General features: G+C 61.3%; 14 protein-coding genes. 1 reads left to right on the forward strand and 13 read right to left on the reverse strand.

Annotation, left to right across the window (positions count from 1 at the left end):
* Positions 1-142: 142 nt before the first annotated feature.
* The 3 genes from fadJ to ACUW6V_RS14485 all read right to left on the reverse strand — a co-directional run bounded on the left by fadJ (position 143) and on the right by ACUW6V_RS14485 (position 4,058).
* Positions 143-2,296 (reverse strand): fatty acid oxidation complex subunit alpha FadJ, encoded by a 2,154-nt coding sequence (gene fadJ / locus ACUW6V_RS14475; RefSeq protein WP_454038524.1) that lies wholly within the window; start codon positions 2,294-2,296, stop codon positions 143-145.
* Positions 2,296-3,606, reverse strand: a complete 1,311-nt coding sequence (gene fadI / locus ACUW6V_RS14480) for an acetyl-CoA C-acyltransferase FadI (RefSeq protein ID WP_012124132.1) — start codon at positions 3,604-3,606, stop codon at positions 2,296-2,298. Before fadI ends, fadJ begins: the two co-directional genes overlap by 1 nt.
* Before the next feature lie 167 nt (positions 3,607-3,773).
* Positions 3,774-4,058 (reverse strand): YfcZ/YiiS family protein, encoded by a 285-nt coding sequence (locus ACUW6V_RS14485; protein ID WP_004387038.1) that lies wholly within the window; start codon positions 4,056-4,058, stop codon positions 3,774-3,776.
* A 358-nt stretch (positions 4,059-4,416) separates the two neighbouring features.
* Between ACUW6V_RS14485 and fadL the strand changes: the two genes are divergently transcribed.
* Positions 4,417-5,778 (forward strand): long-chain fatty acid transporter FadL, encoded by a 1,362-nt coding sequence (fadL, locus tag ACUW6V_RS14490; protein WP_032976169.1) that lies wholly within the window; start codon positions 4,417-4,419, stop codon positions 5,776-5,778.
* A 125-nt stretch (positions 5,779-5,903) separates the two neighbouring features.
* Here fadL and mlaA read toward each other — a convergent pair whose 3' ends face one another.
* The 10 genes from mlaA to ccmA are packed head-to-tail and all read right to left on the reverse strand — an operon-like array spanning position 5,904 to position 13,545.
* The gene (gene mlaA / locus ACUW6V_RS14495) at positions 5,904-6,659 is read right to left on the reverse strand and encodes a phospholipid-binding lipoprotein MlaA (protein WP_004387036.1); all 756 of its coding nucleotides are present in this window, start codon (positions 6,657-6,659) and stop codon (positions 5,904-5,906) included.
* Positions 6,660-6,682: 23 nt separating this feature from the next.
* Complete coding sequence (gene ccmI, locus ACUW6V_RS14500) at positions 6,683-7,882, reverse strand: c-type cytochrome biogenesis protein CcmI (protein WP_014728372.1); 1,200 nt, start codon at positions 7,880-7,882, stop codon at positions 6,683-6,685.
* Positions 7,879-8,340: a cytochrome c-type biogenesis protein gene (locus tag ACUW6V_RS14505; RefSeq protein ID WP_105622412.1), complete on the reverse strand. Its 462-nt coding sequence runs from the start codon at positions 8,338-8,340 to the stop codon at positions 7,879-7,881. The genes ccmI and ACUW6V_RS14505 overlap by 4 nt, the downstream gene beginning before the upstream one ends.
* Positions 8,337-8,894: a DsbE family thiol:disulfide interchange protein gene (locus tag ACUW6V_RS14510; protein WP_171965860.1), complete on the reverse strand. Its 558-nt coding sequence runs from the start codon at positions 8,892-8,894 to the stop codon at positions 8,337-8,339. The genes ACUW6V_RS14505 and ACUW6V_RS14510 overlap by 4 nt, the downstream gene beginning before the upstream one ends.
* Positions 8,891-10,840, reverse strand: coding sequence for a heme lyase CcmF/NrfE family subunit (locus tag ACUW6V_RS14515; RefSeq protein ID WP_454038525.1), 1,950 nt, complete (start codon positions 10,838-10,840; stop codon positions 8,891-8,893). Before ACUW6V_RS14515 ends, ACUW6V_RS14510 begins: the two co-directional genes overlap by 4 nt.
* The gene (gene ccmE / locus ACUW6V_RS14520; RefSeq protein WP_087599440.1) at positions 10,837-11,316 is read right to left on the reverse strand and encodes a cytochrome c maturation protein CcmE; all 480 of its coding nucleotides are present in this window, start codon (positions 11,314-11,316) and stop codon (positions 10,837-10,839) included. The genes ACUW6V_RS14515 and ccmE overlap by 4 nt, the downstream gene beginning before the upstream one ends.
* Complete coding sequence (ccmD, locus tag ACUW6V_RS14525) at positions 11,313-11,507, reverse strand: heme exporter protein CcmD (RefSeq protein ID WP_004386011.1); 195 nt, start codon at positions 11,505-11,507, stop codon at positions 11,313-11,315. The genes ccmE and ccmD overlap by 4 nt, the downstream gene beginning before the upstream one ends.
* A complete protein-coding gene (locus tag ACUW6V_RS14530; RefSeq protein ID WP_109995870.1) occupies positions 11,504-12,235 on the reverse strand; it encodes a heme ABC transporter permease in 732 nt (243 codons plus the stop codon). Before ACUW6V_RS14530 ends, ccmD begins: the two co-directional genes overlap by 4 nt.
* Before the next feature lie 39 nt (positions 12,236-12,274).
* Positions 12,275-12,934, reverse strand: coding sequence for a heme exporter protein CcmB (gene ccmB, locus ACUW6V_RS14535; protein WP_109995869.1), 660 nt, complete (start codon positions 12,932-12,934; stop codon positions 12,275-12,277).
* Complete coding sequence (ccmA, locus tag ACUW6V_RS14540; protein WP_109995868.1) at positions 12,931-13,545, reverse strand: cytochrome c biogenesis heme-transporting ATPase CcmA; 615 nt, start codon at positions 13,543-13,545, stop codon at positions 12,931-12,933. Before ccmA ends, ccmB begins: the two co-directional genes overlap by 4 nt.
* Positions 13,546-13,719 lie beyond the last annotated feature (174 nt).

Raw genomic sequence — 13,719 nt, forward strand, 5'->3', positions numbered from 1 at the left:
GGGTATCGTCTGGCGGTCGGGCATTGTGCCTGATCCGTACTTCGAATGAAACGCTGTTTTTTACCTTATTGACGTAAGTATAGTCAATCACTGTTTACAAATTAGCCAGCGCTGCGTTTTCGATATCAGGAACGTTCTTATATCAGACCGTCATTTCAGCTTGCGGGTTCCCCGCGAGCCAAAATGTTTGTCCGGTCTGCGCCATGCGCAACAGCCTGTCGCACGGGGTAAAACGGTCTCCATAACGGGTGGCAAGACGTGTGAGCGTCGCCACCACGGCCGCCGCGCCGAGCGTGTCCATATAGCGGAACGGGCCGCCAAGAAACGGCGGAAAACCGATGCCAAACACCGCGCCGATATCACCGTCTCGCGCGGAACGCACCACACCTTCGTCCAGACACCGCGCCGCCTCGTTAAGCATCATCATGACGCAGCGCTCGGCAATCTCCTCGCCGCTCAGTTTCCCGCCGGGTTTAACGCCAATAAGCCCGTAAACCGCAGGGTCAACCTGTTTTTTGCTTTTACGCCCTTTCGCCGGATAAAGATAGAAACCGCGGCCATTTTTTCTGCCTTTGCGATCGTCATTCAAAATTGCTGCAACGGCGTCTCCCGGCGCGCTGAATCGCGGCCCGTAAGCGCGCTCCAGCACCGGCATAATTTTGGTGCCGACATCAATGCCCACTTCATCAAGCAACTGAATCGGCCCCACCGGAAAGCCTCTTTTGACCAGCGCCTCGTCGATTTTCTCAATGCTCTCCCCTTCCATCAGGCAGCGCATCGCCTCATTGATGTAGGGCGCCAGGATACGGTTAACGTAGAATCCGGCGCAGTCGGCCACCACGATCGGCGTTTTGCCCTGTTTTTTGGCAAGCTGAACGGTAGTGGCAATGGTTTCCGCGCTGGTGCCCGCGTGCGGGATCACTTCCACCAGCGGCATTTTATCCACCGGGCTGAAGTAATGCAGGCCAATGACCTGCTCCGGGCGTGTAGCACCTGCGGCGATATCGCCGATAGGCAGTGACGAGGTGTTAGAGGCGAAAATCGTATGCGGCGCGGTATGCGCCTCGATCTCTGCGACCATCTTTTGCTTGAGCGTTAAATCTTCGAAAACCGCTTCCACGACGATATCGCGCTCGTGAAACCCACGGTAATCGGTGCTGGCGGAGATGAGCGCCATCTGCGCGTCGCGCTCGCTGGCGCGCAGATGACGACGACGCACTTTTTTCTCAAGCAGATCCCAGCTGTATTTCAGGGCATGGTTAATGCCTTTTTCGCTGATGTCTTTGATACGCACCGGCAGCCGGGCTTTGGTGGCGGTGACATAGGCGATCCCGCCGCCCATGAGCCCGCCGCCCAGTATACCGACCGAGTGCAGCGCGCGCGGGGCGGCCTCGCTGCCGGTCTCTTTTTTAAGCTCGGTGGTGGCGAAGAACAGCCCTCGCAGCGCGGCGGATTCCGGCGTCATCGCCAGTTCGCCAAAGGCGCGGGCCTCGGCCTGATAACCGCTGGCGCTGCCCTGCTCAAGGCCGGTGCGCACCACGTCAATAATGCGCTGCGCCGCCGGATAGTTACCGTGGGTTTTTTGATGCGTTTTCTGGGTCACCATGCGAAACAGCAGCGCGCGGCCAATCGGGCCTGCGAGCAAACGCTCGCGAACCGGCAGACGGCGCGGCGCGGGACGGCGCTTTTTCGCCAGTTCGGCAGCGGCTTCCAGCAAAATAGATTGCGGCACCACATCATCCACCAGCCCGGCTTTCAGCGCCTGACGCGGCCTCAGCTGTTTGCCCGCAAGGATCATCTCAAGCGCGGTGCTGATGCCAACGAGGCGCGGCAACCGCTGCGTGCCGCCGGAGCCCGGCAGCAGCCCAAGCTGCACTTCCGGCAGCCCGAGCAGCGTTTTCACATCATCGGTACAGATGCGGCTGTGGCAGGCAAGCGCCAGCTCCAGCCCGCCGCCGAGGCACGCGCCATGAATAGCCGCCACCACATGCACCGGCAGCGCGTGGATCTCCGCCATGATCTGCTGGCCCTGGCTTGCCAGCGCTTCGGCCTCCTGCGCGCTCTGGCAGTGCGCAATCATGTTGATATCCGCACCGGCGATAAAGTTATCCGGCTTGGCGGAGATAAATACCACGCCCGCGAGATCGCGGTTTTCCCGCAGCGTTTTGACAATCGCGCGGACGTCGCGGGCAAACTCCGCCTTCAGCGTGTTCATTTTCTCGCCCGGCACGTCGATGGTGACCACCGCAACATTGTCCGGGCGCATCTGTAAATTAAATGCGGATGTCGATTCCATTATTCGGCCTCCAGTACCATTGCCGCGCCGAGCCCGCCCGCCGCGCAGGCGGTGACCAGCCCGAAACCGCCGCCGCGGCGGCGCAGTTCATTGAGCGTCTGGGTGATCATTCGCGCGCCGGTGGCCGCGAACGGGTGCCCGTAAGCGATAGAGCCGCCGAGCACGTTAAATTTGCTCTCATCCACCTCACCGGTAGCCTGGCTGCGGCCCAGCACCTCGCGGGCGAAGCGGTCGCTCGCCATCAGCTTCAGGTTGGTGAGCGTTTGCGAGGCGAACGCCTCATGCATATCAATAAGCGTGAGATCGGCCATCGTCAGTCCGGCGCGCTCGAGCGCCAGCGGGGTCGACCAGGCCGGGCCCAGCAGCATGTCCTGCCAGACATCGACCGCGGTAAAAGCGTAGCTGCGCAGATAGCCGAGCGGCGTCAGGCCAAGCTCGCGGGCGCGGGATTCCGTCATCAGAATGACCGCCGCCGCGCCGTCGGTGAGCGGCGTGCTGTTCGCGGCGGTCACGGTGCCGTGTTTACGGTCAAATGCCGGGCGCAGTTTCGCGTAATCGGCCAGCGACGAAGTTTTGCGGATGTTGTTGTCTTCGCTGAGCGGCTCGCGGTACGGCGGCGTGTAAGCGGTCATCACTTCTTCACGCAATTTGCCTTCCGCCCACGCCTGCGCCGCCAGCTGGTGCGAACGATGCGCCAGCGCGTCCTGCTGTTCGCGGGTGATGCCGTGCGTTTTCGCCATCTGCTCGGCGGTGTCGCCCATGCGAAGCCCGGTGGAATATTCCGCCACGGCGGGCGGCACCGGCAGCAGGTCACGCAGACGCAGGCGCGAGAAGAGCTTCAGTCGCTGTCCGGCGGTGCGGGCTTTATTCGCGTCCACCAGCGTGCGCGCCAGTTTTTTACTGACGCCAATCGGCAGCACGGAGGAGGAATCGGCCCCGCCGGCGATCCCGGCGCGGATAGTGCCCGCCATCAGGCTTTCGGCGACGTTCGCCACCGCCTGGAAACTGGTGGCGCAGGCACGGCTAACGCTGTAGGCGTCGGTATGGACGCTCATGCCGGTGCCGAGCACAATTTCGCGCGCGATGTTGGGCGCTTCCGGCATCTGCACCACCTGGCCGAAAACAAGCTGTTCAATGACTTCAGGCGGGATTTCGCTGCGGGCCAGCAGTTCGCCGACCACCATTTTACCGAGATCGACCGCCGGAACGCCGTGGTACGCCGTTGCCTGACGGGCGAAAGGCGTGCGCAATCCACTGACAATGGCAATGCGATCCCCCTGCCGGGTGACCAGCGGTAGTGCCTGACTCATAACGTTCCCCTGTGAAAAGGCTAAAGATGAATTAAGTGGTCTGACCTGATAACAGTTTTAACCAGAATTTTACATTCAGCCAATCACATAAAGGAAAAATTGCGAGGCAAAACACGAATTACGTAACAAGAAATGCGCCCCGGAGTGCCGGGGCGTAAGCGGAGGGATTAACGCAGACCTAACTGGAAAATAACGGTTTCCGCCTGGCAGGCGAAAACAAAATCGATATCCAGACGCACGCCGTCGGCTTCTTCCGTAAAGCGCGGTGTGATCTGGCACGGCTCAGATTCGACTTCACGCGCTTTGGCGGTGAGGGCCGCGAGCGTGGCTTCGGCGTCGGCGCGGTTTTCAAACACGCGGCTGTAAGAGGCGACGCAGTCGGTATTATCAATAATGGTGCCTACATCAATACAGCAGCAAACCGGGGTTTCATCAGCACTGCATTTGGTCATGGTGATTTCCTCTGTATTTCCTGAAAAGGGATAAGGCTATTTTACGCCCCGCGCCGCCACCGCTCTACCTGTTCTTCCCGTTTACGCTTATAAGTGACCGAAATCACACTTAAAAATGATCTAAAACAATAATCACCAGATTGATGAATTTCTGAACCCCAAAATTTTGCTAAACGGATCGCGTTTCTTAGATCACAATTGAAAAAACTTATAAACATACTTGCAACATCTCTGCTGGTCGGACCTATACTCTCGCCACTGGTCTGATTTCCATGCCGTACCTCAGACCCTACACTCCGCGCTCCTGTTACGTCACGTAACATTATTTGAATAAAAATAAATGGATGAGGTTATGGTCATGCGCCAGAAAACCCTGTTTACCAAATCTGCTTTAGCAGTCGCAGTGGCAATCGTGTCTTCTCAGGCCTGGTCCGCAGGTTTCCAGTTAAACGAATTCTCTGCCTCCGGTCTGGGCCGCGCCTATTCCGGGGAAGGCGCTATTGCGGATGACGCGGGCAACGTCAGCCGTAACCCGGCGCTGATTACCATGTTCGATCGCCCGACATTCTCCGGCGGCGCGATTTTCGTCGACCCGGATGTGAATGTGTCTGGCCGTTCCCCGACGGGACGTAGCCTTAACGCCGATAACATCGCGCCGACCGCCTGGGTGCCGAACCTGCACTTTGTCGCGCCGATCAACGAGCAGTTTGGCTGGGGGGCGTCCGTCACCTCCAACTACGGCCTCGCCACCGAATATAGCAACAGCTATGCCGCAGGTTCTGTCGGCGGTAAAACCGATCTCGAAACGCTCAACCTGAACCTCAGCGGCGCGTATCGTCTCGATAACCACTGGAGCTTCGGCCTGGGCTTCGACGCCGTGTATGCGCGCGCCAAGATCGAGCGTTACGCGGGCGATCTGCCGCAAATCATCGCAGGCGGCTTACCGGGACTCGTGCAGTCCGGCAAGATCGATCCACAGACAGCGGCACAGCTTGGCGCGGCTGCAGGCGGTATTAACAGCGACACCCAGATTGCGCACCTGAAGGGCGACGAGTGGGGCTTTGGCTGGAATGCCGGTATCCTGTATGAACTGGATAAGAACAACCGCTACTCCCTGACCTACCGCTCTGAAGTGAAAATCGACTTCGACGGCGACTATAAGAGCAGCCTGCCGGCAGCCCTTAACCCTGTTAACGCCGCGCTGGGCCTCGGCCTGCCTTACGGCACGGGTGGCAGAACCACCGGCGGCTCGCTGACCCTGAACCTGCCTGAAATGTGGGAAGTGTCTGGTTATAACCGTATCGCGCCGCAGTGGGCGATTCACTACAGCCTGACCTACACCAGCTGGAGCCAGTTCCAGGAGCTGAAAGCGACCAACAGCAACGGCGACACCCTGTTTAAGAAAGAAGAGAAATATAAAGACGCGTACCGCATCGCTCTCGGCACCACCTATTATATGGACGACAACTGGACCTTCCGTACCGGTATCGCCTTTGATGACAGCCCGGTGCCAGAGCAGCAGCGCTCTATTTCCATTCCTGACCAGGACCGTCTGTGGCTGAGCGCCGGTACCACTTACGCCTTCAATGAAGACGCCTCTGTCGATGCCGGTGTTTCTTACATGCACGGCCAGCACGTGGAATTCACCGAAGGCCCGTACACCTTCAAATCTGAAGGTAAAGCGTGGCTGTATGGCGTGAACTTTAACTACCGTTTCTGATTGCTCTGTCACGACAAAGGCGAGCTGCGGCTCGCCTTTTTTATTGCGCCTTATCGTTCGGAAATAAAAAAGCGAGCCTCGGCCCGCTTTTTTTATTTACCTTAAGAATGATCGCATCCGGCGTCTTATTCCGAATCGATATCCTTGAGATCGCCTTCGATCGCCTGCGCGTTCGGGTTTTCATTTGGCTTAAGCTTACCGCCGTTGGCGATAAAGTCGTGACGCTGGAAATAGGCCTCACGCACCAGAATGTAAGGATCGGAAGACTGGCGCAGCAGGCCGTCGGAATCGAGCAGTTGCGCGCGGGTCTCAACGCCTTCCACCGCCCATTTGCCGAGCGACAGCGGCCAGGTCAGCCAGGAGAGAACCGGATAAGTGGTGTCCGCCATATCGCCGACATCTTCACGCAGCGTAAAGCTGCCGTAGAACGGCAACTGCACATACGGCCCGTAACCGACGCCATAGGTGCCAAGCGTGCTGCCGAAACGGTGCGGCTCTTCGCGCTGCAGTTTCGGGTTCGCCATACCGGCCACGTCGATGAAACCGCCCATCCCCAGCAGGGTGTTCAGGAAGAAACGGGTAAAGTGCACCATCCCCTGGTAGGGGTCGCCCTGCAGAAATTTATTAAGCATTGAGGCGGGTTCTTCAAGGTTGCTGGTGAAGTTGCCCAGCCCGTTGCGCGCCGGTTGTGGCACGTAGTCGCGCCAGGCAACAGCCACCGGGCGCAGCACATAAGGGTCCACCACGTCATAGTTAAAAGTAAACATGGTGCGGTTGAACCCTTCAAAGGGGTCGGAACGCCCTTGCTGCGGCTCTGATGAACTGGCGCAGCCCACTAAAAGCGTGGCCGCCAGCGCAAGCCCGGTAAGGCGAAAGTTCATAGCAGTCTCCCTGTAAATGGTAACTAACCCGCTCCTGATGGCGAAGGTGCGACCAGGACGTCCACCGGCGCTGCCGGGTTGAGCGTGGTGAAGCGGCGCTCGCCTGTCCAGTCTCCGGGTTGTACGGCCGCGTTGCCGTCCCGGGAAATATGCACCTTCACAATGCCCTGCGTGACGTGTTCAAGCCCCCTGTCCGGGAGCATCGCGTCAGCGTCATCAAGCGTAATTGTCAGCGGAAAATGACCCAGCGGCAATTTTTTCACCAACACCGGTACGTTTGATGCGCCATCCGTCACGCTGATAAAGAGTATCCCTTTATCTGGCAAGGCTTTTTTCGAAACGGGTGAGAGCGTGATTTTAACAGCCAGTCTCGCGTTGTCCATGCCGCTGTCCACGCGCGCCTGCGCAATGCCGCGCACGACCGCCGCACGGCGCGCATCGTCCGGCGGCAGGCGCGTCAGCATCGACTGCCAGATGGCAATCGCCTCCGTATAGCGCTGCTGGCGAAACGCGCTGAAGGCAAGCAGCCCCTGCGCGCGCAGATTATCAGGTGCCTGCGCCGCGACGTCTTTTAGCATTTGCTCGCCGAGGCGGTTATCGTCCGGCTGCGGCGAGCGCGCCAGCACTTCAGCATAGTCGAGCCGCGCTTCGATGCTTTGCGAATTGAGCTGCCAGGCGCGTTTAAACGCTTCTGTGGCGGTATCGGCGTTATTGAGCACCATACCGATGCGCCCTAGCATCGCCCAGCCCGCGCCGTTGCCGGGCTCTTCCTGCAAACGCGTGCGCAGCCCAAGCCCGAGGCGCGTCAGCTCCTCCACCGTGAGCGGTGTTGCGTGCGGATCCATCACGCGCGCCACCAGTGAAGGCGTCTCGCTCACCGCCGCTTGCCAGTCATTCACCTGTTTAAGGCTATGCGTCGCCATGAACAGCCCGCCGCTCACCGCCACGACCAGCAGCACGCCTGCCAGCAACGCACCATTACCCGTATGACTCGTTTTCTGCCCGCGCGGCTCGGGAATATCCGCCAGCAGGCTGTGCTGTAACTCCACCACCAGCGCCTGACGGGCCTCGTGCGGCTCCTCGTCAAGCTCCCGCAGGCGCGAGTAATAGAGTGTGCGGTTCAGCGCATCGCGGCTGAGCGCGCCGCGCTCGCGCCACGGCCAGAAGACCAGCGCCGCAACGCCCACCAGCAGGACCACGATAACCATAATTAACGCGCTCACGGGCGTTTTCCTTCTTCATTCAGTAGCGCGCGCAGCCGCTCCTGTTCGTCTTCGTCAAGCGCGGGCAGCTCCCGGCGCGTACGGCGCGCGCGCGCCACCAGTACGGCTACGCCGCCAGCCGCAAAGAGCGCGGGCAGCAGCCAGAGCAGGATCGTGCCGGGCGTGACGGGCGGATCGTAGGTCACGAAATTCCCGTAGCGCGCCACCATATACGCCACAATCTGCTCGCGGCTCTGACCCTGCTGCATCAGCTCATAGACTTTCTGGCGCATATCGGCCGCGATCATCGAACCGGAATCAGCGATGCTGTTGTTCTGGCATTTCGGGCAGCGCAGCGCGCTGGTCAGCTCGCGGAACTGCTGCTCCTGCGCCTCGTTCTGAAAAGGGTACGCCTCGATGGCGGCAGAAACATGACACGCCAGCAGCAGGCCAGCCAGCAGGCTTAACAAACGTTTCACGGCTCGACCTCCTGATTCAGCGCATCCCACAGTGGTTTTACGTCCTGACGCCACACCTGGTCATTCAGATCGCCCGCGTGGCGATAGCGAATCACGCCGCGCCCGTCGATAACAAACGTCTCCGGCGCGCCATAAACGCCCAGATCCAGCCCCAGCATCCCGCTGCCGTCAAACAGGCTCAGCGCGTAAGGGTTGCCGAGCGTATTGAGCCAGGCCACGGCTTTAGCGCGATCGTCTTTATAGTTAAGCCCGACGATCCGCACGCCCTTTGCGGCCAGGCCGTTGAGAAACTGATGTTCGGCGCGGCACGTCGGGCACCAGGTCGCCCAGACGTTAAGCAGCAGCGGTTTGCCGTTCAGGAGAGCGGCGCGATCGTAGGTCACGCTTGGGTCATCAAGCGCGGCGAGCCGGAACGCGGGCAGCGGTTTGCCCACCAGCGTGGATTCGAGCTGAGACGGATCGTCCCCCGCCGCGTTGCGCTTCAGTTGCCAGAACAGCACGGCGGCGAGCAGCAGAAACAGCGCCAGCGGGATTAGTAAAATGCGGCGTCTCATGCGGCCTCCTGGATTTTTTTCAGTCGGTAACGCGGATCCAGCAGACAAAGCAGCCCGCCGAACGCCATCAGCAGCCCGCCGTACCAGATCCAGCGGACAAACGGTTTGTAGTAAAGCCGCACCGCCCAGCTGCCGTCATTGAGTTCTTCACCGAGCGCCGCGTAGAGATCGCGCGTCAGCCCGCCGTCAATGGCGGCTTCAGTCATCACCACGCGGTTGCTGTTATAGGCGCGCTTTTCGGCGCGCAGCGTCGCCTCGGGTTTACCGTCGCGCAGCACATCGATAATCCCGACCGCGCCGCGCCAGTTCGGCCCCTGCGCGTCGCGCACTTCGCGAAACACAAAGCGGTAATGATGAATATCAACGCTGTCGCCCGCCGTCATGCGCACATCGCGCTCCACGCTGTAGTTCTGGCTGAACGCGATCCCGATAACCGTTACCGCAAGCCCCACGTGCCCGAGCGTCATCCCCCACTGGCTGCGGCTTAATTTCCCCAGCCCGTGCCACAGGCTATGACGGTGCGTGGCGCGCTCAAGCAGCTCCATCAGCGTTAACACCAGCACCCAGACCGCCATCATCAGCCCGGCGACCGTCATCGCGTTAATGCTGTCCTGCAAAAGCCAGGGCAGCATCAGCGAGGCCGCGAGCGTAACGACCAGCGCCACCAGCAGGCGACGGCACAGCTTTTGCGGCTCATCGCGCCGCCAGCGCACCAATGGCCCGACGCCGAGCAGTAACGCGAACGGCACCATCAGCGCGCTGAACAGCACATTGAAAAACGGCGCGCCGACGGAAATCGACCCCAGCCCCAGCGCCTTATGCACCAGCGGTAGCAGCGTGCCGAGCAGCACTACCAGCATGGCGGTGATAAGCAGAATATTGTTGCCAAGCAGAAAGCTCTCGCGCGACCAGAGCGCATTGCCCACCCGCGCCCTGACGCTACCGCCTTTCAAGGCATAGAGCAGCAGCGAGCCGCCGATAACAATCACCAGCAGCGCCAGAATAAACATGCCGCGCGCCGGATCGGAGGCGAACGCGTGCACAGAGACCAGCACGCCGGAGCGCACCAGGAATGTGCCGAGCAGACAGAGCGAAAACGCGGTGATGGCGAGCAGCACCGTCCAGGCGCGGAAGCTGCCGCGCTTTTCCGTCACCGCCAGCGAGTGCATCAGCGCGGTGCCTGCGAGCCACGGCATCAGCGAGGCGTTTTCGACCGGGTCCCAGAACCACCAGCCGCCCCAGCCGAGTTCGTAATAGGCCCAGGCGGAGCCAAGCACAATGCCGATGGTCAGAAACACCCACGCCGCCTGCGTCCAGGGGCGCGACCAGCGCGCCCAGGCGGTGTCGAGCCGCCCGGTTAAGAGCGACGCCACGGCAAAGGCGAACGCGACCGAAAACCCGACATAGCCCATATACAGTAACGGCGGATGGAAAATCAGCCCGATATCCTGCAGCAGCGGATTGAGATCGCGCCCTTCAATCGGGTATTCCGGCAGTGTGCGCGTGAAGGGGTTTGAGGTCAGCAGAATAAACAGCAGGAAGCAGAAATTAATCCCGCCCATCACCGACAGCACGCGGGCGATCGCCTCCTGCGGCATGGCGCGGCTGAACATCGCAACGGCAAACGTCCACGCGCCCATCAGCAGCACCCACAGCAGCAGTGAGCCTTCGTGCGCGCCCCAGGTCGCGGCCACGCGATACCAGACCGGCAGCTCGGTGTTGGAGTTGCTCGCCACATAGAGCACCGTGAAATCGTTCACCACAAAGGCATGCACGAGGATGAGAAACGCGCCCAGCAGGCAGGCGAAAAGCGCGCAGGCGAGCGGGCGCGCCAGCGCCATCAGCCGCGGTGCCTGACGCATCGCGCCCCATTGCGGCCAGAGTGTGAGCAGCAGCGCGAGGCCTGCGGCGAGGCACAGCAAGAAATTACCGATTTCCGGCATCATGGGCGGTTGTCCTTATACGCCTGCGGCGGACGCGTGTGGTTGGCATCCATCGCCGCTTTCACCTCCGGTGGCGTGTAGTTTTCGTCATGCTTCGCCAGCACTTCGCGGGCGTGAATACGATGATCGTCACCCAGCACGCCCTGCGCCACCACGCCCTGCCCTTCACGAAACAGATCGGGCAGAATGCCGTCGTAATCCACATCGACCACGCCGCGTGCGTCATAGAGACGAAAGCTCACCTTCAGGCTCCGGCTGTCGCGCTTCACGCTCCCTGGCATCACCATGCCGCCGACGCGCAGCCGCTGGCCCGGCTCCGGTTTCTCCTGCGAGGCACCTTTGCCGTAGAGAATTTCACCCGGCGTATAGAAGAGATCGATATTGGCGCGCAGCGCGTAGAGCACCAGCGCCATCGTCAGCCCGAGGCCTGCCAGCACCGCAAGCGCGACCCACAGGCGCATTTTACGACGCGGGTTCATCGCGACACCTCCGCGCCCTGACGTCGGCGCTCGCGCGCCTGACGTTTCGCGATATCCCGGCGCAGCGCACGGCGCGCCAGACGCGTATGCGCTATCAGTAGCGCCAGCGGAAGCACCGTCATCGCCACCGCCAGCCAGACGTAAAAGGCGTAGCCGCCCATCAGGAAAAATGTGGTTAACGCGGCGGTCATGATTTTTTCTCCAGCACCGCGGCCACCCACGGGCGATGGCGCTCCTGAAGCAACAACAGGTTGCCGAGGCGCATCACCGTGAGCGTCACAAACAGGCACAGAAAACCGGCGATATTCCAGCGCAGCGGCGCGCGCATGCTCGGGTCGATGCTCTGCTGCATATTGGTGGAGCCCTGATGCAGCGTATTCCACCACTCCACCGAGTAGTGGATGATGGGCAGATTCACCACGCCCACCAGCACCAGTACGCCCGCGGCGCGGCCCGCGAGGCGGCGGTCGTCAAAGGCGTGCCAGAGCGCGATGACGCCCGCGTATAAAAACAGCAGCACCAGCTCGGAAGTGAGCCGCGCATCCCAGATCCACCATGTGCCCCACATCGGTTTCCCCCAGGCGGAACCAGTCGCAAGCGCGATAAAGGTATAGACCGCGCCCACCGGGGCCATCGCCATCACGGCCAGGTCGGCCGCCCGGTTCTGCCACACCAGCCCGATAAACGCCGCGACCGCCATTGAGGCGTAAATGCCCATCGATCCCATCGCCGCCGGAACGTGCAGATACATGATGCGGTAGCTGTCGCCCTGCTGGTAATCGGGCGGCGCAAAAACAAAACCCCAGATACAGCCCGTCGCGAGCATCATGGCGCCCGGCCACGCGAACCACGGCGTGAGCCGCTGGCAGAGGCCGTAAAGCCGTTCAGGCCGCGCCCAGGGGTGTAAGAATTTCCACATGCTATTGCTCACATAAAATTATCGCCCGCGAAACCGGGCTTACTGAATAGTGATACGCAGCGCCGCCGCCGTCGCGAACGGCATTAGCGTGACGCTTGCTGTTAAAAACGCGCCGCAGAGCGCGAAAAACCCGCCGACCGGCAACTGCATCACGGCGGCATCCACCGCGGCGGTGGAGAAAATCAGCAGCGGGATCGCGAGCGGCAGAATAATCAGGCTCAACAGGATGCCGCCGCGGCGCAGCCCGGCCGTCAGCGCCGCGCCCAGCGCGCCGAAAAAGCTCAGCGTCGGCGTGCCAAGCAACAGCGTCAGCATCAGCGTCAGCGTCGCATAGCCGTTCAGTCCCATCAGCAGCGCCGCCAGCGGCGAGAGCACGACCAGCGGCAGCCCGGTCGCCACCCAGTGAGCGGTCACTTTCGCGATAACCACCACCGGCAGCGGCGTTGGCAACAGCATGAGCTGTTCGAGCGCGCCGTCGCGCGCGTCGTCGCGAAACAGCCGGTCCATCGCCAGCAGCGAGGCGAGCAGCGCCGCCACCCACACCACGCCTGGCGCGATGCGCGCGAGCAGCTGCGGCTCCGGGCCTGCGCCAAGCGCGAACAACACAATCACCACCAGAAAAAACCACAGCGGGTTGAGGAGCTCAGCCTGGTGACGCGCGGCGAGACGCAGCTCGCGGCGGATAATACGGCCCATCATGCGGCGGGCTCCGGCGTCAGGGGTAATGTGCGGTGGGCACCAGTAAGCGCCAGCGGCTGGTGAGTGGTGACTATCACCGCCCCGCCGCGTTTCGTGTGCGCCTCAAGACGCGCCATTAGCGTCGCCACGCCTGCGGCATCAAGCGCCGTCAACGGTTCATCCAGCACCCACAGTGATGCTTCGCTAAGCCACAATCTTGCCAGCGCCACGCGGCGCTGCTGGCCTGCTGAGAGTTGTTCAACCGGAAGATCTTCATACCCGCCAAGCCCGATGGCGGCAAGCGCCTGCCAGCGCGCCTCGCGCCGGGTCAGTGGGTGATAAAACGCGAGATTTTCATCGGCGGTAAGCGCCGCTTTGATACCCGGCAGATGGCCGAGCCACAGCAATTCCTGATGAAAGGCAGAGCGCTGATGCGCCAGCGGTTCGCCGCGCCAGTACACCTCGCCCTCTTCCGGGCGCGCCAGCCCGATCAGCAGGCGCAACAGCGAGGTTTTCCCGGCCCCATTCGCGCCGGTCAGGTGCACAATCTCGCCCCGCGACACGCGAAACGAGAGCGCGCGAAATAGCAACCGCTCGTCGCGCAGGCAGGCAAGATTCCGGGCTTCTAACATGGGACAGCTCCTTTCAGGCGAGTCGGGAATAGTACCACAGGGCAATGGCGCGGCCACCCCGCGGACTGTGCAGGCGGCGAAACCCTGCGCGATGCCTCGCAAAATATTCATCACGCAGGGGAATTATCTGTTTTTCCTGATAATACCCGCCGACGCGCTACGCTTAATGCATTC

This window comes from Cronobacter sp. 153480017-3 (assembly GCF_053627815.1).

Coding starts and splice junctions, on each gene's coding strand:
- ccmA (WP_109995868.1), bottom strand. CDS start 13,545: ATGTTAGAAGCCCGGAATCTTGCCTGCCTGCGCGACGAGCGGTTGCTA.
- ACUW6V_RS14515 (WP_454038525.1), bottom strand. CDS start 10,840: ATGATGCCGGAAATCGGTAATTTCTTGCTGTGCCTCGCCGCAGGCCTC.
- ccmE (WP_087599440.1), bottom strand. CDS start 11,316: ATGAACCCGCGTCGTAAAATGCGCCTGTGGGTCGCGCTTGCGGTGCTG.
- fadI (WP_012124132.1), bottom strand. CDS start 3,606: ATGAGTCAGGCACTACCGCTGGTCACCCGGCAGGGGGATCGCATTGCC.
- fadL (WP_032976169.1), top strand. CDS start 4,417: ATGCGCCAGAAAACCCTGTTTACCAAATCTGCTTTAGCAGTCGCAGTG.
- ccmB (WP_109995869.1), bottom strand. CDS start 12,934: ATGATGGGCCGTATTATCCGCCGCGAGCTGCGTCTCGCCGCGCGTCAC.
- ACUW6V_RS14485 (WP_004387038.1), bottom strand. CDS start 4,058: ATGACCAAATGCAGTGCTGATGAAACCCCGGTTTGCTGCTGTATTGAT.
- ACUW6V_RS14530 (WP_109995870.1), bottom strand. CDS start 12,235: ATGTGGAAATTCTTACACCCCTGGGCGCGGCCTGAACGGCTTTACGGC.
- ccmD (WP_004386011.1), bottom strand. CDS start 11,507: ATGACCGCCGCGTTAACCACATTTTTCCTGATGGGCGGCTACGCCTTT.
- mlaA (WP_004387036.1), bottom strand. CDS start 6,659: ATGAACTTTCGCCTTACCGGGCTTGCGCTGGCGGCCACGCTTTTAGTG.
- ACUW6V_RS14510 (WP_171965860.1), bottom strand. CDS start 8,894: ATGAGACGCCGCATTTTACTAATCCCGCTGGCGCTGTTTCTGCTGCTC.
- fadJ (WP_454038524.1), bottom strand. CDS start 2,296: ATGGAATCGACATCCGCATTTAATTTACAGATGCGCCCGGACAATGTT.